We start from the raw sequence: 16,585 nt of genomic DNA, 5'->3' as shown, positions 1-16,585 counted from the left end.
AACCAGCTTATGTTTGGTTGCGAAAATTTGATGGGCGAGCCAGTCCATAATCTCCCTTTTGTCGTTGTCGCTCTGGTTTAACTGTATATATTTACCAAATGGGCAGTGCCACCTTTCTTTAGGTTTTGTCTTTTTGGCACAAAATCACAAAAAATAATTAACAGAAAATTCTAACTATATTTATGCAATGCTAATGATATTTTTTATTTTCAATTATTTTTGTAAAGAAATTTCCGGAAAGAAAACATGCCTTTTGATCCAACCTACTAAGTGTCTGCCATCCATTTTCCGCTTCGCAACAATTTTTTCTAAAATAATAAACAGCTAGCACTCGACGACAAGCCCCGTTTTTGCCAGTTTGATCGTCCCTTTAAAAATTTCCGCCGCTTCTTGAATTAAATCTTGGTGATTTCCTTTATGCGGCAAATGAGTTAATATCAGCTCTTTTACATCGGCATCCTTCGCAATAACAGCCGCTTCATGGGAATTCATATGCCCGGCCGGTTTCCCGTCTTCACCTGCATACATATTGCATTCACAAATTAGTAAATCGGCTCCTTTGGCAAACGGGATGAATTCTTTTTTAAAACTTGAATCAGCTGTGTAAACAACTGTTTTTTCTCCTGCACTAAATCTCATGGCAAAGCAATCCACAGGATGGTCTGTTTTTAAGAAAGAAATCGTAAAGGGGCCGATCTCAATCGATTCTTTTGGATTATATGGAATTCCTTTTGTTACATCCAAATGGTGAAGCTGAAAAAACTTGTCCTTGTCGAGAGTATGCCCGTAAATCGGAAGAATTTTTTTTGTTTGCTGCATCATACCGCCAATGAGCCTTGCGTATTGCAAAGGTCCAATATCTGCAACATGGTCATGATGATAGTGAGATAAAATGACAGCATCTAATTCTAAAGGGGACAAATAATTTTGCAGCTGTGATAATACAGCGCTTCCGCAATCCACTAACAAGTTGAAACCGTTATGTTGAAATAAATATCCTGATGTCGCTTCATTCGCTTCGGGATACCCGCCCCAATAGCCAACTACAGTCACTTTCATACCTTGAATCCTCCTCAATTAATTCTCATATAAATATACCATTTTTTTGTGAAACAAGAAATTTTATTATGTTTTAAAACAGTATTGACTTTTTTACATCTGTTATATTACAATAAAAACAACAACTACACAGGGGGATGAAAATGATGTTGGGAAAAATCACTGAATTTTTCAGAAACTTGCCGAAGAAAAAATGCGTGGAATGCGGAAAAGAAATTGAAGAACAGCATGAATGCTACGGAAATAAGTGTAATGACTGTTTGCACGTGAAATAAACGCTCGGGGCAATTCTAAAACAGGGTTGCCCCGATTATTTTTACAGAAGCAAACCACTCCTTACATTAGGTTTCGTCTAATGAGCCCCACCTAAACGTTCAGAACCGGCTTGTCATCCATAAGAGCAAAGCGTCTGTCCATTTAGACACACGGATTTTATTGCATTGGCCTTTGGCCTTTAAACGTACCAAAAATAAAATGCCTGCTAAAAGCAGACATTGCTACCTAATAAGTTCTGTATTCGTTGATTCCCTCACAATTAATGTTAAAGGCAGTAAATGAACCTCTTTTGCCCGATAATTTTTATCATTGATTTTTTCGATCATGACTTTCATCGCTAATTGCCCCATTTCTTTCACAGGTTGATTGACGGTCGTAATCATCGGATCAACCAGCTCTGTAACAGCTTGGTTATCATAGCCAACAACAGCCAAGTCGTTCGGAATGCGTATGCCCCGCCTTTTTGCTTCTGAAATGACACCTGCCGCCACTTCATCTGATCCTGTGAAAACAGCGGTCGGCTTATCCGTCATGGCGGCCATTTTCCGCAATACATTTTTCCCGTCATCATATGTAAAAACATTGCGGAAGATATAGTCGTCCGGCAAATGCAAACCTGCTTCCTCCATTGCCTTTCGGAACCCTTCTTCCCTTGCTTTGGAAACATTGCTGTTGACGTTGCCGCAGCAGTAGACAATTTTTTCATGGCCCAGATCAATTAAGTGCTTCGTCGCCATATATCCGCCATATTTTTGATCCATATGAATCATTGGAACGTTTGCTTGTTCATCAAATTCGTTGCACAGCATTATCGGCCCATATTCCAAAAACGGCTCGACGTCCTTCCAGTCATTTAAAAGAGTCGTCATGATCACCCCGTCTACCTGTCTTGTTTTTAACAAGTTTAAATAATTTAATTCTTTATTCGCAGAATATAATGTTTGGCACACAATGAGCTGATAATGGTGTTGAGATGCCGCTATTTCCAAAGACTCTACAAATTGTGCAAAAAAAGGGTTCATCACTCTCGGGATGATCACCGCAATTATATCGGTTCTCTGGTTTCTCAGGCTTCTCGCCGAAGAATTTGGAACATATTGCAATTGCTCCATTGCTTCCTTCACTAGTTTCTTCTTTTCCTCTGACACATAAGGGTGATTATTGATAACTCTTGAAACCGTTGATCTTGATAATCCGGCCAGCTTTGCCACATCCTCTATCGTCGCCACATTTATTCCTCCAAAAATCTAAACCGCTCTTATTTTCTTTTGATTATAGAGGAAGACGAGAGATGAAAGCAATCCATTTTTTTACATATTTCTTTCTTGCATACTCCAAATCTGGACTTCCTAAAAAAAGACAAGCAAAAGCTATAGCTTTATGCCTGTCTTTCCATGTTGAAAAACTGAAGAACATCTCGGACAGCTTCTTTCCCTTGGTCAATGCAATCAGGTATGCCGATTCCTTGAAAAGAAGCACCCGTTAAGAAAATTCCCGGATATTTTTCGGCCATAATGGTTTTCACGTTCCGGATGTTTTCCTTATGTCCCACAATATACTGCGGCATTGCTTCTTTCAGTCTCGTGACAACGGAAAATAGCGGATCGCCCTTAATCGGTGTTATTCTGTTTAAATCATCCAAAACGGTTTTAACAATCACCTCGTCAGGCTGATCGACAACGGCTTCGTCTCCAGGTTTGCCGACATACGCTCTTAAAAGCGCTTTTCCCTTCGGCGCTGTATGCTTCCATTTTTTATGCGTCCATGTACAAGCGGTTATCGTAAAGCCGCTGTTCCGCGAAACGACGAACCCAGTTCCATCGACCGAAAGCGGCACCGCCTCTTTCGGGAAAGCCATAGCGACCGTTGCGACAGATGTTGCAGGCATTTTTTCAAAGTATGCAAGGCTTTCTTTTTCATTTGGAAACAGACTCGGAATAACATGATGCGGTGTCGCAACGACAACAGCGTCAGCCGTTTCAACTGTTCCATCCGATAATTCCAATTGATAAATTGCACCCGTCTTTTCAATGTTGGATACTTTGATCCCTTTTTTGATTTTCACTAAACCCAAACGCTCTTCCAATGCTTCTACAACAGATTGCAACCCGCTTGTAACAGTTTGAAAGATTCCTTTTTTCCGTTTTGGCTCATGCTTTTGGTTTGTTTTAGGCGTTTGTTTTTTCATTCCTAAAATCAAGCTTCCATGCCTTTGTTCTATTTCGTAAAACTGCGGAAAAGTGGACATCAAGCTTAAATGGTAAATATCGCCGCCGTAAATCCCGGATAAAAGCGGTTCAATTAAATTTTCTACCACTTCTTTTCCGAATCTTCTTTTGAAAAATCCTCCCAACGATTGATCTCCTTCCACTTTTCGGGCAGGCAGAAAAAAGTCAAAAGATGCGCGGAGTTTTCCGGTCAAGGTAAATAAACCTGACGTAACAAAAGGAGCAATATTCGTCGGAATGCCCATGACCGCTCCTTTCGGGATCGGGTTTAATTTTCCCCTGACTAGAACGAAGGACTGGCCGACATCATTGTTGACAAGCCGATCGCCCAATCCTACATCTTTTACCAGCTGTACAGCGCTTTTTTTCCGTTCTAAAAAGGAGTCAGGTCCTGTCTCAATAACGAAGCCGTCCTTGCTTACAGTTTTGATTTTTCCGCCCAAATGAAGTTTGGCTTCAATTAGTGATACATCAATTGGCAGCTGTTTTTGCTTTATTTCTTCTTGCAAATAGAAAGCAGCCGTTAGGCCGGTTATGCCGCCGCCGACAATCACAACTTTTTTTCTTTCACTCGCCATTTAAACCGCCTTCTTTATTTAATCATTCCTAAATGTTTTAATACAACCGTTGCCAAACAATCAATAAATTCCGGTTTTGCATTCGGCATTTCCGGACGATAGTAACTTGCTCCAAGCTCTTTTGTAACCGTTTTGCATTCCACATCGTTGTCATACAAAACCTCTAAATGATCCGCTACAAATCCGACAGGTGCATATACAAACGTTCGATACCCTTTATGTTCAAATAAATCCCTTGTTAAATCTTGGACATCCGGGCCAAGCCAAGGCTCCGGCGTATTTCCTTCGCTTTGCCAGCCAACAGCAAAATTTTTCACTCCGGCAGCTTTTGCGATGAGCTCAGCAGTTTCCTTCAGCTGATCTGGGTATGGATCCCCCAGCTGAATAATTTTTTCCGGCAGGCTGTGAGCTGAGACGATCAGCACCGCCGTTTCCCTTTCTTCTTCAGACATTTTGCTGTATATTTCTTTCACTTGCTTTGCCCAGTATTCAATAAATTTCGGCTCCTTATACCAGCTTTTTACAGACGTAATGGAAGGGCCGCCAAGCTTTTCAGCCGCCTCTTTCGCCCGCTTATTATATGATTCAACGCTAAAAGTTGAGTAATGGGGAGCTAAAACAATGCTGACCGCCTCCCGTATTCCGTCTTGGTGCATCTTTTCAACAGCATCTTCAATAAACGGTTCAATATGTTTCAGCCCGATATACATCGTAAACTCCACTTCATCTTGAATATCATTTAAATGCTTTTCCAAGCCTTTTGCCTGTTCTTCCGTAATCTTGGCCAGCGGAGAAATCCCGCCGATCGCTTGATAACGCTCTTTTAAATCTTGCAAGCTTTCAGGATCCGGTTTTCGTCCGTGGCGGATATGCGTGTAATATCGTTCAATATCTTCCTCATTATAGGGAGTCCCATAAGCCATTACTAATAAACCCATTTTTTTCTTAGCCATTTAAAACACCTCTGGAACAGTTTTTTTTCTTGAATATTCATGAATAAATGCCGTTAGTTTTTTTAATGTTTCCGGATTCACATCCGGGAAGACCCCATGTCCAAGGTTAAAAATATATCCTCCCGCATGTTTCATTCCTTCATCTAAAATGAATTTCACGCGTTCTTCAATGAAATCCCATGGTGCAAGCAAAACGGACGGATCAAGATTTCCTTGCAGCGCTTTTGTAAGCCCGATGTTTCTTGCTTCAGAAATCGAAGTTCGCCAGTCCAGCCCCACTACATCTAGCGGCAGATCATGCCATTCTTTTGCCAAATGCCCGGCTCCCACACCGAACATAATAAGCGGCACTTTTTTTTCTTTTATTTCGGAGAAAATGCGGTTCATTACGGGCTTAATATAGTACCGGTAATCTGAATCATTCACGGCGCCGACCCATGAATCAAAAATTTGTATCGCCTTTGCTCCGGCGTTAATTTGCGCTTGAACATAGCGGATTGTCATATCCGCCAGCTTGTCCATCAGAAGAAACCATGCCTTCGGTTCAGCGTACATGAAAGCTTTTGTTTTATGATAATGTTTTGACGGGCCGCCTTCAATCATATAGCTGGCTAAAGTAAAAGGCGCTCCGGCAAAACCGATCAACGGCACATTCAGCTGTTCGTTGACTAACAGCTTGATCGTATCGAGAACAAAGGGAACATCCTCTTCAGGATAAAGTTCGCCCAGTTTTTCTACATCCTTTATGGATCGGATCGGATTTTCTATCACTGGTCCGGTTCCCGGTTTAATCTCAACCTTTACCCCAATGGCCGGGAGTGGCGTCATAATATCTTTATATAAAATCGCCGCATCAACATTGTATTGCTCAACAGGCAGGCGCGTAACATATGCGCACAGTTCCGGTTGGTGCGTAATTTCGAATAAACTGTATTTTTCCTTCAGTTCCCGGTATTCCGGCTGAGACCTGCCTGCTTGTCTCATATACCAAACAGGAACATATTCGGTTTTTTCACCGAAGCATGCCTTTATAAATGTATCATTAAACATGCTTGTTTGATTCATTAAAATCCCCCTTTTTACAACCATCCGCTATCTCCACTCATTCTTCTACACTATAACCTTTCTTGTTAGTGGTTGTATAGAAAAATGATTGAAATGTCATAAAATCGACGAAAGATCTTGACAAACCTATGGTTATTCCATGTTTCGCCATTCTTTGCTTTCTCTTTTCCTGTTGTCAAACAGCGATCTTGACAAATTGGCGTTATTTCCATACTGGCTTTACGAAAGGACTTCCTTCCCCTTCTCGATCCGTCTGGGGGTTGTATGGAACCACTTGATAGGATTGTTTAGAAAAGATATTGGTATACGGAATTTCATATATGCCTTTTCCGGAAACGGAGCCGATAACCTTCTTTCCTCTTCCGCCTTCCCATTTGTAAATCCGATAGACGATTCTTTCATCTTGTTGAACAGGCCATTTTAACATGACTTTAAACAATTGGAGCGGATGGAATTGAAAGGTTGCAGAAAGCATTCTGACCGGTTCAAGACGAATCGGTTTTTCTAAATCTTTTACACCTTTTGGGACTGAAAAGGCTGTTTTCTTTTCGTAATCGGTTCCTCTTAATAGTTGCTTGAACAATTTTGTAGGGTAACCACTCCCTCCTTTTAAATAATGCTGTTGATCGGTTCGATCATAGCCTATCCACACGGCACCGGTTGCAGCAGGTGTATAACCGACAAACCACGCATCCTTGACAGCGCCTTGTTTTTCTTGATAGGAGGTGGTTCCAGTTTTTCCGGCCAAAGCGCCTTTGTAATTTCCTGATTTCGCCGTGCCCTCCTTGACGGCTAGCTCCAGCATTCTTGTTATGTTCCAGGCCGTCTGCGATGAAAATACTTGCCGTTTATGTTTGCTTGCTTTTGCGATAATGTCGCCGTTTTGATCTTCAATTTTTTCGATTAAATATGGTTCGCTGTATTGTCCATTGTTGGCAAACGTGCGGTAGGCATTTGCCAATGCTATCGGAGAAACGCCGTATTTTAAGCCTCCTAATGCAACCGCCAAGCCTTTGTCCTCAATGTTGATTCCGTTTTTGGACAAATATTTTATGCTTTTCGTCATCCCCAGTTTATGCAATGTCCAAACTGCTGGAACATTTTTGGAAAAAATGATCGCATCCAACATTGTAACATTTCCTTCATACCGCCCGTCATAATTGTTTGGCGCATATCCGTCAAAGCTGATTCTTTTATCCTTCAGCAATGAATAGGGGCCGAACAAGCCTTCCTCCATAGCAGGAGCGTAAACAGCTAAAGGCTTAAACGTTGAACCGGGCTGCCTTTTGGCTGTCAAGCGATTATACCCTTTTAAAGAATAATCCCGTCCGCCGATTGCCGCAAGAATTCCGCCTGTTTGATTGTCCAATAAAATGAAGGCTCCTTGGACGCTATCGTTTGTCCCAGGAAAATAAGCATTGTTCTTAAACGTCTCATACGCTTTTTTTTGCAAATCCCCGTCCAATGGAACAGTGATTTTATAACCACCTTTTAATATCTCCTCATTTGTAAGGTTGTATCGATCTTTCGCTTCTTCCAGCATCATGTCAATAAAGGTGGACAGCCAAGGCTGTTCTTCTTTTTTATGAACATTTAATCCAATTGTTTTCCCTTGGCTCCTGACCGCTTGTTCCGAAGAAATAAAACGCTCCCTTGCCATTATGCTCAATATAGCATTTCTTCTTTCCAAGCTTTTGTTTGGATGCAATATCGGAGAAAAAGCGGCCGGCGCTTTCGGAAGTCCCGCAAGCAGCGCTCCCTCCTCAAGAGTAAGTTCAGACACGTCCTTATTGAAAAAAAATTTTGCGGCTGATTGAATTCCATAGACTCCGTGTCCGAAATAAATTTGATTTAAATACATTTCGAGAATTTTGCTTTTGCTGTATGTTCGTTCGAGATAGAGAGCGATGATGGCTTCGGCCGTTTTTCTCATAAATGTTTTCTCATTGGTTAAAAAAATATTTTTCGCCAGTTGTTGTGTAATGGTGCTGCCGCCCTCTACCTTTTGAAAAGCGATCAAATCCTTCCATAATGCGCGAAAAATAGCGTAATAATCAATCCCATGATGCTTGTAAAATCTTCTATCCTCCACTGCGATGAAAGCATTTTGCACATGCTTCGGCACTTGACCGATATCGACAATTTCCCTGTTTTCCAAATAAAGTTTTGTGATGATGCGCCCTTTTTGATCAACAACAGCGGTTGCCGAATGAAAAACCAATTTTTTCTCATCCACCACAATCTTTCCAATCCAAAAGATCAAAAAATAAGCAATAAAGCTGAGAACAACGGCAATCAATAAAACGCTTCCTATTTTCTGAACTTTTTTCTTCAACATGTTCACCTCTATATCCCCTTACCATTATTAGTATTGGATATTGTTGGATAAACTATGTAGTGTTTTCAATTTTTAGGAAATGAAGCGTTCATTATATAATAAAAGAAAATCCACTCGTTCTTGAGGTGATTTGCCATGAATGTTTATATCGCCTTCGGCACTTTCGATTATTTAAGCAAAATCAAAAAAAGCCATCCAGAAGAATGCATGCTGCTTATGTATGATGGAGATAACTGCGCGCTGATGCACATAACAAATGAATCCAGTTTTTTTCATGAGCCCAAAGCATATGAAGTCGCAGAAAAAGCCGGAAAAATCGACAATGGGGGGCAATATGCCGCCTTTCATTATATAGAATCTACAGAAGAAGGACGGCCTTTGTTTGAACGGCATTTCAAAGATCGTTTGCAAATGGCGGATAAAAATCCTGGTTTTTCAGCCGCCATGATTCTTCGTCCGCTTCAAGGCAGCGTATACGCAATCTTCACATTATGGAATTCAGAAAAGGAATATAAAGCGTGGCAAAAGACGAAACCTTTGATTGCTCCTGAAGACAAACTTTTCATTTCACGCCCCGGCTATTCCAAAACATATCGCATTGCAGATGAAAACACATTATAAACTAAAATTGAAATTCGGGACAATTGAGCCGTTTCTGTCAATTCATATATAATAGGATGGAAAAACCTCTATTATAAATATTTGGATAAAACAAAAAAACTGGAGAGAGGCGGATCGTATGAATTTGCTATCGGTTGATAGGTTAACCGGAGGATATGGGAAAAAACCTGTTCTGAAAGATGTTTCCTTTGAAGTAAAAAAAAATGAATTGGTTGGTTTAATTGGATTAAACGGAGCCGGTAAAAGCACAACAATTAAACATATCATCGGGTTAATGGAACCAATAGAAGGGGAAATCAAAATAAATGGAAAAACCCTCAAGGAAAACCCGTCCGAATATCGAAAACAATTTAGCTTCATCCCGGAAACCCCCATTTTGTATGAAGAAATGACGCTATTTGAACATTTGCAATTGACGGCAATGGCGTACGGGATCGAAGAAGAACAATTTGAAAAACGCCTTCGGCCGCTTCTAAAGAAATTTAGAATGGAAAAACAAATCAATTGGTTCCCTGCCCATTTTTCAAAAGGAATGAAACAAAAAGTCATGATTATGTGCGCTTTTTTGATACAGCCACCCCTTTACATTATTGACGAACCTTTCGTCGGACTTGATCCGCTTGCCATTCATGCCCTTCTTGAATTGATGGAACAGGCAAAAAAAGAAGGTTCAGGCATTTTAATGTCGACACATATTTTGGCAACTGCGGAACGATACTGTGACTCATTTATCATTTTGCATAATGGAACAGTAAAAGCAAAAGGAACGAAAGAGGAACTTCAAAAGAAATTCAATATGCCCGGTGCCGCATTGGATGACCTTTATATTCAATTGACAAAGGAGCATGCTGATGAAATCGATTCATGAATTTTGGTCAGTTCGTCTTTCAAGCCATCTTAAAGAAGTACATCAATATTTACGGTATATGCTCAACAATCATTTGCTGTTAGTCCTCATGTTTTTAATTGGTGCAGGTGTTTTCAAATATCAAGAATGGCTACATGAGCTGCCGCCTGATTTCCCAGCAGCTTTTCTAATCTCGATCGTTTTATCATTAACGGCAACTTTTTCACCTATAAGGACTTTGCTGAAAGAACCTGATATCGTTTTTTTGCTGCCTGCAGAAAAAGAGTTAAACCATTATTTTCGGCGGGCATTTACATACAGCTATGCCACACAGCTCATTCCAACAGCACTTTGCCTGTTGGTTCTTGCCCCTCTCTATTTCCGCAGCGGCGAGGGAGACGGTGCAAGTTATGTTCTGTTCATCATACAATTATTGGGGATTAAGTTTTGGAATCAGCTGATTCAATGGAAAATGACGCATTTTCCGGAAACATTGTCACAACTCGCTGACACTTCCGTCCGATTTGCCGTGAATTTTACCGTTATTTTTTTGGCAGTGAAAGAAAGCGGGTTGACTTTCTTACTATATGGAATCATGCTGATCGTTTTGTATTATTTTTTCCGAGTAACCAAGAATAAACCGTTAAAGTGGGAATATTTGATTTCGCAGGAAAATAGAAGGAAGCAGACATTTTACCGCACTGCCAATCTGTTTACCGACGTCCCGAAGCTGAAGCATAGTGTTAAAAGAAGAAAATGGCTGGACTGGATGTTGTCATTTGTGCGATATGAGCAAACGAACACATTTCTTTATATGTTTGCAAGGGCTTTTATTCGCGCTGGAGATTATTTAGGCTTGTATGCCCGCTTATTCATCATCGGCGCTTTTCTTGCCGTCATTTGGCCTGTTTCGTATACCGCTTCCATTATTTTGCCAGCCGGCGTTCTGTTTCTTACAGGATCACAATTATTAGGGCTTTATCGTCATTATGATGCACTTCTTATGCCCGATTTATATCCTGTTTCATTCGAAATGAAGAAAAAAAGCTTTTTGCGTTTTCTTTTTATTATACTTTTCATTGATCTCGCCGCGTTTTCCATTGTGCTGCTTACGCAAACAAGCGCAGCAGCCGTTTTGACGCAACTGGCTGTCAATGGTTCATTTGTTTATGTTTTCGTGTATGGGTATGTTTCAAAAAAATTAACACCATCCTCATTCGCATGAAGTTGCCGGGGAAAATGTTTTATCCCCCTTCACGCACGGCTGCATTGTTTATTTGGCTTCCTGCTCCCATTCGCAAAAGGATTTATATGGAATGTTTCTCTTTCCGCTGTTTTGGCTGAACGGTTTACGGGGAGAAAGGAAATCTCGAATTTTTTATGCATAAAGAAAAGGGGAAGGGACATTCTATTTAGTGAAGAGGGAAAGCCAAAAGGTGTTTGTCCAAAACATTCTTTTTCGCTTGAGGATGTACTGGAAAAATTCCGTCAAGATGATGCTGAAAATGCATCATAAAGGGAATGAAGAAGCAGAAGTGTCTTTTAGAAAACATTTGCCTTTAATTTCATTGTTAAATGGGGTGTTTGTGAAAGACACAAAATGATCATCTTCATTATGAAAACCCTCTTCATTCAAGGAACGGACTATTCAGTTCGTTCCTTTTATTTTTTTGGATATTTCCTTCCATTTCAATCCCGTGTTAAAATAAAGCATAAGAAGCAAAGGAGTGGTGAAAATGAGCGATTGCATTTTTTGCAAAATCATAAACGGAGAAATCCCTTGCGCCAAAGTGTACGAGGATGAACATGTGCTGGCCTTTATGGACATTATGCAGGTTACAAAAGGACATACTCTCGTCATTCCGAAAGTACATAAAGAAAACGTCTTTGAACTTACTCCAGATTTAGCTAAAAATTTTTTTGAATCGGTGACAAAAGTGGCGGGAGCCGTAAAAAAACAATTGAATCCAAAAGGCCTGAATTTAATCAACAACAACGGAAAAGAAGCCGGACAAACCGTTTTCCATTATCATATGCACATTGTCCCCCGATACGGAAAAGATGACGGTTTAGGCATCGTTTGGAAGTCCCACCAAAGCGATTATACGGCTGAAGATTTGGCAAAGCTTGCTGAGACGATTCAAGAAGGGCTTAAGTAAGCAATTGTCATCAGATCCTGAGGAAGGATCTGTTTTTTTGTCAACGTTCTTTAAAATTTTTTATTTTCCCTCGCCCTTTTTCATGATAGGATGTTTATTATAAAACAAGAAAAGGAGGACGAATCGTGAATCGGGTATTCAATTTTAACGCAGGTCCTGCTGCCATTCCGCAGCAAGCACTTGAAAAAGCACAAGCTGAACTGTTGAATTACAATCATACCGGCATGTCCGTCATGGAGCTCAGCCACCGGAGCAAAGCATATGATGAAATTCACAACAAAGCGATAAACTTATTGAAGGAACTTATGAAAATACCAGAAACGTATGAAGTACTTTTTTTGCAAGGAGGAGCCAGCCTCCAATTTGCCATGGTTCCGATGAATTTTCTAAAAAAAGGAAATATTGGCTATTATATTTTATCCGGATCTTGGTCGGAGAAAGCCTTAAAAGAAGCGAAGAAATTCGGTGAAACAAATGTGTTGGCGTCGAGTAAAGATACCAATTATACATATATCCCAAAAGATTTTGATGCAAGTTCTCTCCAAGATGCCGCTTATTTGCACATCACATCAAACAATACGATTTTCGGCACACAGTGGCATGAATTTCCAAATACAAACGCTCCGCTCATCGCCGACATGTCAAGCGACATTTTAAGCCGAGAAATCAATATCGAGCAATTTGACCTCATTTACGCTGGAGCCCAAAAAAATCTTGGCCCTTCAGGCGTTACCGTCGTCATTATTAAAAAGGAACTGCTTGAAAAGGCTAATCAAGATGTACCAACGATTTTAAACTACCAAACTCATGCGAGCAAAAATTCTCTTTACAATACACCTCCAACCTTTGCGATTTATATGCTTTCCCTCGTTTTAGAATGGGTTAAGGAACAAGGAGGCGTAGCTGAAATTGAGAAGCGGAACAACAAAAAAGCGAATATTATTTATGAAGCGATTGATGAGAGCGACGGATTTTTCAAAGGCCACGCTGAAAAAGACAGCCGCTCTTTCATGAACATAACGTTTACGCTGCCTACTGATGAATTGACAAAAGTCTTTGTCAAAGAAGCAAGCGAACACCAATTAGTCGGCCTCTCAGGCCATCGGTCCGTTGGAGGCTGCAGGGCATCGATCTACAATGCTGTGACAATAGAAGCCTGTGAAAAACTTGCTCAATTCATGAAAGATTTCCGGGCAAAACATTAAAGATCGCTTCTCATTTTCCTGTTTATACGTTATCATGAAGGAAAAGTAAACGCCAGATGAGAATAGAAGTGGAGAGTTGTTAGATGAGGACGAGAGAACTTGTGGTTTTATCCTTATTTGCCGCCATTGGAGTAGTGCTTCATGTAATAATACCGCCTTTCTTCAACGGGATGAAACCGGATATGATGCTGTTGATGATGTTTTTGGGAATTTTCTTATTCCCTAGACTTGCTAATGCCGGATTGATGGGGATCGTCACCGGAATTTTATCCGGATTGACCACGAGCTTTCCGGGCGGTCTTGTTCCAAACATTATTGATAAAATATTGACGGCTTTCATCATCTATCTCCTGTTTGCGGCTCTTAAACAATTCAAACAACAAGTTGTGAAAGCAGGAGCGTTAGTGGCTATTGGCACCGTCATTTCTGGCACGATATTTTTGCTTGCAGCCTTATTAATCGTCGGTCTACCCGGGGGTGCAGGATTTTCAGCCCTGTTCGCAGCTGTTGTTTTACCGGCAACGGTTCTCAATACAGTTGCCATGGTCATTATTTATCCGATCGTCAACACGATTTTAAAGCGTTCGAATATTATAGCCAATCGTTCATAAACCCCGACACTAGGATCGGGGTTTATTTTTGTGTATAATATAAGACAAGTGCAATCAAAAAAGCGGCAAATCCGCCAAAAGTCAATGCAGCTGCCCTTTTTTTCAACAAATGCTTCGGCGGGTAAGAGTTCATTGAGTGAATTAATTTCACATGATGAAAGGCTCCAATAAACAGCAACAGACTGATGATGAAAAACAAAAAAACGATCCCTGCCATAAATCCCCTTCCCTTCATTCAAACTTATGCATCAAAATCAGTCGCTATGATTTCAAATTGATCAGGAGGGTTGCCGAATGTCGAAAAGACAATCTTTTCTTTACGGTTTTTTCATTGGCGGTATTGTTGCGGGCGCTGCAGCCATTTTGTCCAATCCGATGAAAAGCAAAGACATAAAAACGCGAGTATGCCAGAATATTCGAAATCTCGAAAATGTGCTGGGGGAATTGAAAAATGAAGGGGTTTCGCTAAAACAACAAATTGCTCAATCCGCTAAAGAAAGCATGGAAATTTTTAAAGAAGTTGCTCAAGATTTAAATAAGTCCTTCCAAACATGGCAAATGGAAATTGAGCCGAATAAAAAAGAATTGGAAAAAAAAGTGAAAGAGATTGAAGAAAAATTAAAAGAATTGGAAAAATCCTCAAACAAACAAGAACCATGAACAAAAGAATTGGCGCTTCGTCAATTCTTTTATTTATTATGTTCAAATTCAATAAAATTGTGATAGTATAGTAAAATTTTGTTATGATTCCGCCTGTCCCATATTTTTATTTGCGGATTCCTTCGCAAATCATGCATTAGTTTTTCCGGTTTTATTTAAAAATTTTGCAAATTGCATCTTTATTAATCTTTATTTTATTGGCATAATAGAAGATATTAAAGTGAGTATGGAAAAAGCAGGTGGGAAAATTGAGAAGAACGAGCGATCAATATACAGTAAAAGACGCGCTTTTATTCAGCCAAAGAATCGCCCAGTTAAGCAAAGCGCTTTGGAAATCGATTGAAAAGGATTGGCAGCAATGGATTAAACCTTACGATCTAAACATTAACGAACATCATATTTTATGGATTGCCTACCACTTAAAGGGAGCATCCATTTCCGAAATCGCCAAATTCGGGGTCATGCACGTATCAACAGCTTTCAATTTTTCGAAAAAGCTCGAAGAACGAGGTTATTTACAATTTTCCAAAAAAGAAAGCGATAAACGAAACACATACATTCAATTGACGGAAAAAGGCGAAGAGCTTGTGCTCAAACTGCTTGAGGATTTTGATCCTTCTCGTAACACCGTTTTTAAAGGTGCTTTGCCTTTACAAAATATTTACGGAAAATTTCCAGAATTGATTGAAATGATGGCAATCATCCGAAATATTTATGGGGATGATTTCCTAACCATCTTTGAACGATCTTTCCACAACATAGAACAAGAGTTCATCGTAGAAGACGGAAAAATGAAGAAAAAGAAAGATGTGCAGGATTATTCCCTTTTTACATCGACAGTGCATCAATAGTTTTTTGTAAGTCTTGCATTAAATTGGCATATAAACCTTGCCTGTAAAGGGCATCAATCGTTTCATTCACTCCCAGCTTCGGAGTAAGCTGTCCCGCAAAAAGCGTAAGGAGATTTTCAAAATATACAAATCCTTGCGCTTTTTGTTCTTCATGTTCTTTTGCCAAAAAGTCGCAAAGGTCAAAAATCGTTTCGATCTCATCTTTTAAAAGTCCTTTTTCGATGACCAGCTTGTAAAAAGGGTATCTATCACCGTCTATCATTTTGATTAACAGATTCATGTAATATTCCAATGTCTCCAGTCTTTTTTCCACTTCTCTCATTCAATCACATCTTTCTTCTTAAAAAATGCACTGTAAGATTAAAAACTTTACATGAAACCTATCTTTTTCGTCATATATTTGATATTGTAGTAGTTATGAATAAAGGGGGGATACCGGAATGCTATTCTATTTTATCATTTTTGCCGTCTTCATTCTATTTTACATAAACAAGCTGACAACGGTTCTCTGTTCCATTAGGGAATTGCCGGAAGAAAAACAATCAAATGTGTTTCGAACGATTAATGTGTTAATTACGATCCTGCTGATTTCCGCATACATAGAAATATCGTTTACCTAATTTTGGATTGCGTCCAAAACCAAATGACCAAAACCCCCGCAGCAAGCGAAAGAAGCATTTTCCCCAAAGCATGTTGTTCTTTGGGAAAATCTTTCGCCAGACGGGAACATGTGTCAGTAAATTGTTTTTCCTTTGCGTCTGCAGCCTTTCAAGAGCCGAATATATTTCGGCGCTCGTCTTTTCACCCACTTGTCCATCTTTTTTTCACATTTCCTCAAAAAGAAAGCTGGCAATCAAGATGCCAGCTCCATTCACATGATTAGTACAACCATGCAGCACCGACAATAATTAACAAGATGAACAATACAACAATTAACGCAAAGCCGCCAGCGTATCCGCCGCTCATCATGACACCTCCTTTACGTGTTTCATAATATCGTATTCACTTTTCCTTTTTGCGCTTAGGCTTTTATCCTGTTTTTTTGCGGAATTTCTTTTCCCATTTCACAATTTCCTCTACGATTTTGAATTCTGTGCGGACAAACTGTTGCAAATCCATTTGTTTCATGTCAAA

Annotated in this window: 19 protein-coding genes; 10 read left to right on the top strand and 9 right to left on the bottom strand. The window is 40.0% G+C overall.

Features of this window, described 5'->3' with window-relative positions; all coding sequences use genetic code 11:
* Positions 1–324: 324 nt before the first annotated feature.
* A complete protein-coding gene (locus AC0KTX_RS12610; protein ID WP_474252521.1) occupies positions 325–1,059 on the bottom strand; it encodes an MBL fold metallo-hydrolase in 735 nt (244 codons plus the stop codon).
* A 146-nt stretch (positions 1,060–1,205) separates the two neighbouring features.
* Here AC0KTX_RS12610 and yhfH point away from each other — a divergent pair, with 146 nt between their 5' ends.
* Entirely contained in the window at positions 1,206–1,334 is a 129-nt protein-coding gene (gene yhfH / locus AC0KTX_RS12605; protein WP_474252520.1) for a protein YhfH, read from the top strand.
* 222 nt (positions 1,335–1,556) lie between these two features.
* Here yhfH and AC0KTX_RS12600 read toward each other — a convergent pair whose 3' ends face one another.
* From AC0KTX_RS12600 to AC0KTX_RS12580, 5 genes are all read right to left on the bottom strand, one after another.
* Complete coding sequence (locus AC0KTX_RS12600) at positions 1,557–2,564, bottom strand: LacI family DNA-binding transcriptional regulator (RefSeq protein ID WP_474252519.1); 1,008 nt, start codon at positions 2,562–2,564, stop codon at positions 1,557–1,559.
* A gap of 149 nt (positions 2,565–2,713) precedes the next feature.
* Positions 2,714–4,141: a protoporphyrinogen oxidase gene (gene hemY, locus AC0KTX_RS12595; RefSeq protein ID WP_474252518.1), complete on the bottom strand. Its 1,428-nt coding sequence runs from the start codon at positions 4,139–4,141 to the stop codon at positions 2,714–2,716.
* 14 nt (positions 4,142–4,155) lie between these two features.
* Positions 4,156–5,094 carry a ferrochelatase gene (gene hemH, locus AC0KTX_RS12590; RefSeq protein WP_474252517.1) on the bottom strand — a complete coding sequence of 313 codons (939 nt, stop codon included), beginning with the start codon at positions 5,092–5,094 and terminating at the stop codon, positions 4,156–4,158.
* On the bottom strand, positions 5,095–6,159 hold the full coding sequence (hemE, locus tag AC0KTX_RS12585) for a uroporphyrinogen decarboxylase (protein WP_474252516.1): 1,065 nt from the start codon (positions 6,157–6,159) through the stop codon (positions 5,095–5,097). It abuts the gene before it with no gap.
* A gap of 202 nt (positions 6,160–6,361) precedes the next feature.
* Positions 6,362–8,497 carry a transglycosylase domain-containing protein gene (locus AC0KTX_RS12580; protein WP_474252522.1) on the bottom strand — a complete coding sequence of 712 codons (2,136 nt, stop codon included), beginning with the start codon at positions 8,495–8,497 and terminating at the stop codon, positions 6,362–6,364.
* Between the two features lie 135 nt (positions 8,498–8,632).
* Here AC0KTX_RS12580 and AC0KTX_RS12575 point away from each other — a divergent pair, with 135 nt between their 5' ends.
* The 6 genes from AC0KTX_RS12575 to AC0KTX_RS12550 all read left to right on the top strand — a co-directional run bounded on the left by AC0KTX_RS12575 (position 8,633) and on the right by AC0KTX_RS12550 (position 13,940).
* Positions 8,633–9,118, top strand: a complete 486-nt coding sequence (locus AC0KTX_RS12575) for an antibiotic biosynthesis monooxygenase family protein (protein ID WP_474252515.1) — start codon at positions 8,633–8,635, stop codon at positions 9,116–9,118.
* A gap of 118 nt (positions 9,119–9,236) precedes the next feature.
* Complete coding sequence (locus AC0KTX_RS12570) at positions 9,237–9,986, top strand: ABC transporter ATP-binding protein (RefSeq protein WP_474252514.1); 750 nt, start codon at positions 9,237–9,239, stop codon at positions 9,984–9,986.
* Positions 9,970–11,190, top strand: a complete 1,221-nt coding sequence (locus tag AC0KTX_RS12565; protein WP_474252513.1) for an ABC transporter permease — start codon at positions 9,970–9,972, stop codon at positions 11,188–11,190. The genes AC0KTX_RS12570 and AC0KTX_RS12565 overlap by 17 nt, the downstream gene beginning before the upstream one ends.
* 511 nt (positions 11,191–11,701) lie before the next feature.
* Positions 11,702–12,124 (top strand): HIT family protein, encoded by a 423-nt coding sequence (locus AC0KTX_RS12560; RefSeq protein WP_474252512.1) that lies wholly within the window; start codon positions 11,702–11,704, stop codon positions 12,122–12,124.
* A 125-nt stretch (positions 12,125–12,249) separates the two neighbouring features.
* Positions 12,250–13,329, top strand: a complete 1,080-nt coding sequence (gene serC / locus AC0KTX_RS12555; RefSeq protein WP_474252511.1) for a 3-phosphoserine/phosphohydroxythreonine transaminase — start codon at positions 12,250–12,252, stop codon at positions 13,327–13,329.
* Positions 13,330–13,412: 83 nt separating this feature from the next.
* Positions 13,413–13,940, top strand: a complete 528-nt coding sequence (locus AC0KTX_RS12550) for a tryptophan transporter (RefSeq protein WP_474252510.1) — start codon at positions 13,413–13,415, stop codon at positions 13,938–13,940.
* Positions 13,941–13,962: 22 nt separating this feature from the next.
* Here the strand turns inward: AC0KTX_RS12550 and yhzF are convergent, their stop codons facing one another.
* Positions 13,963–14,157: a membrane protein YhzF gene (gene yhzF, locus AC0KTX_RS12545; protein ID WP_474252509.1), complete on the bottom strand. Its 195-nt coding sequence runs from the start codon at positions 14,155–14,157 to the stop codon at positions 13,963–13,965.
* Positions 14,158–14,234: 77 nt separating this feature from the next.
* Between yhzF and AC0KTX_RS12540 the strand changes: the two genes are divergently transcribed.
* The gene (locus AC0KTX_RS12540) at positions 14,235–14,600 is read left to right on the top strand and encodes a YtxH domain-containing protein (RefSeq protein WP_474252508.1); all 366 of its coding nucleotides are present in this window, start codon (positions 14,235–14,237) and stop codon (positions 14,598–14,600) included.
* Between the two features lie 248 nt (positions 14,601–14,848).
* Positions 14,849–15,451 carry an HTH-type transcriptional regulator Hpr gene (locus AC0KTX_RS12535; protein ID WP_474252507.1) on the top strand — a complete coding sequence of 201 codons (603 nt, stop codon included), beginning with the start codon at positions 14,849–14,851 and terminating at the stop codon, positions 15,449–15,451.
* Here AC0KTX_RS12535 and AC0KTX_RS12530 read toward each other — a convergent pair.
* Positions 15,429–15,773: a DUF1878 family protein gene (locus AC0KTX_RS12530; protein ID WP_474252506.1), complete on the bottom strand. Its 345-nt coding sequence runs from the start codon at positions 15,771–15,773 to the stop codon at positions 15,429–15,431. The genes AC0KTX_RS12535 and AC0KTX_RS12530 overlap by 23 nt on opposite strands.
* A gap of 118 nt (positions 15,774–15,891) precedes the next feature.
* Between AC0KTX_RS12530 and AC0KTX_RS12525 the strand changes: the two genes are divergently transcribed.
* Entirely contained in the window at positions 15,892–16,071 is a 180-nt protein-coding gene (locus AC0KTX_RS12525; protein WP_474252505.1) for a hypothetical protein, read from the top strand.
* Positions 16,072–16,330: 259 nt separating this feature from the next.
* Here the strand turns inward: AC0KTX_RS12525 and AC0KTX_RS12520 are convergent, their stop codons facing one another.
* A complete protein-coding gene (locus AC0KTX_RS12520; RefSeq protein ID WP_243385938.1) occupies positions 16,331–16,417 on the bottom strand; it encodes a YjcZ family sporulation protein in 87 nt (28 codons plus the stop codon).
* Positions 16,418–16,585 lie beyond the last annotated feature (168 nt).

It is taken from the genome of Aeribacillus sp. JST-2 (genome assembly GCF_056032925.1).
The sequence above is the reverse complement of the archived record's forward strand: the minus strand, read 5'-3'. Positions and strand labels throughout refer to the sequence as shown.

What these genes read in the sequence shown, in the direction of transcription:
- yhzF (WP_474252509.1), bottom strand. Translation starts at nt 14,157, where the DNA reads ATGGCAGGGATCGTTTTTTTGTTTTTCATCATCAGTCTGTTGCTGTTT.
- hemY (WP_474252518.1), bottom strand. Translation starts at nt 4,141, where the DNA reads ATGGCGAGTGAAAGAAAAAAAGTTGTGATTGTCGGCGGCGGCATAACC.
- AC0KTX_RS12560 (WP_474252512.1), top strand. Translation starts at nt 11,702, where the DNA reads ATGAGCGATTGCATTTTTTGCAAAATCATAAACGGAGAAATCCCTTGC.
- AC0KTX_RS12520 (WP_243385938.1), bottom strand. Translation starts at nt 16,417, where the DNA reads ATGAGCGGCGGATACGCTGGCGGCTTTGCGTTAATTGTTGTATTGTTC.
- AC0KTX_RS12610 (WP_474252521.1), bottom strand. Translation starts at nt 1,059, where the DNA reads ATGAAAGTGACTGTAGTTGGCTATTGGGGCGGGTATCCCGAAGCGAAT.
- AC0KTX_RS12565 (WP_474252513.1), top strand. Translation starts at nt 9,970, where the DNA reads ATGAAATCGATTCATGAATTTTGGTCAGTTCGTCTTTCAAGCCATCTT.
- AC0KTX_RS12540 (WP_474252508.1), top strand. Translation starts at nt 14,235, where the DNA reads ATGTCGAAAAGACAATCTTTTCTTTACGGTTTTTTCATTGGCGGTATT.
- hemE (WP_474252516.1), bottom strand. Translation starts at nt 6,159, where the DNA reads ATGAATCAAACAAGCATGTTTAATGATACATTTATAAAGGCATGCTTC.
- AC0KTX_RS12525 (WP_474252505.1), top strand. Translation starts at nt 15,892, where the DNA reads ATGCTATTCTATTTTATCATTTTTGCCGTCTTCATTCTATTTTACATA.
- AC0KTX_RS12550 (WP_474252510.1), top strand. Translation starts at nt 13,413, where the DNA reads ATGAGGACGAGAGAACTTGTGGTTTTATCCTTATTTGCCGCCATTGGA.
- AC0KTX_RS12530 (WP_474252506.1), bottom strand. Translation starts at nt 15,773, where the DNA reads ATGAGAGAAGTGGAAAAAAGACTGGAGACATTGGAATATTACATGAAT.
- AC0KTX_RS12570 (WP_474252514.1), top strand. Translation starts at nt 9,237, where the DNA reads ATGAATTTGCTATCGGTTGATAGGTTAACCGGAGGATATGGGAAAAAA.
- hemH (WP_474252517.1), bottom strand. Translation starts at nt 5,094, where the DNA reads ATGGCTAAGAAAAAAATGGGTTTATTAGTAATGGCTTATGGGACTCCC.
- AC0KTX_RS12575 (WP_474252515.1), top strand. Translation starts at nt 8,633, where the DNA reads ATGAATGTTTATATCGCCTTCGGCACTTTCGATTATTTAAGCAAAATC.
- AC0KTX_RS12580 (WP_474252522.1), bottom strand. Translation starts at nt 8,497, where the DNA reads ATGTTGAAGAAAAAAGTTCAGAAAATAGGAAGCGTTTTATTGATTGCC.
- yhfH (WP_474252520.1), top strand. Translation starts at nt 1,206, where the DNA reads ATGTTGGGAAAAATCACTGAATTTTTCAGAAACTTGCCGAAGAAAAAA.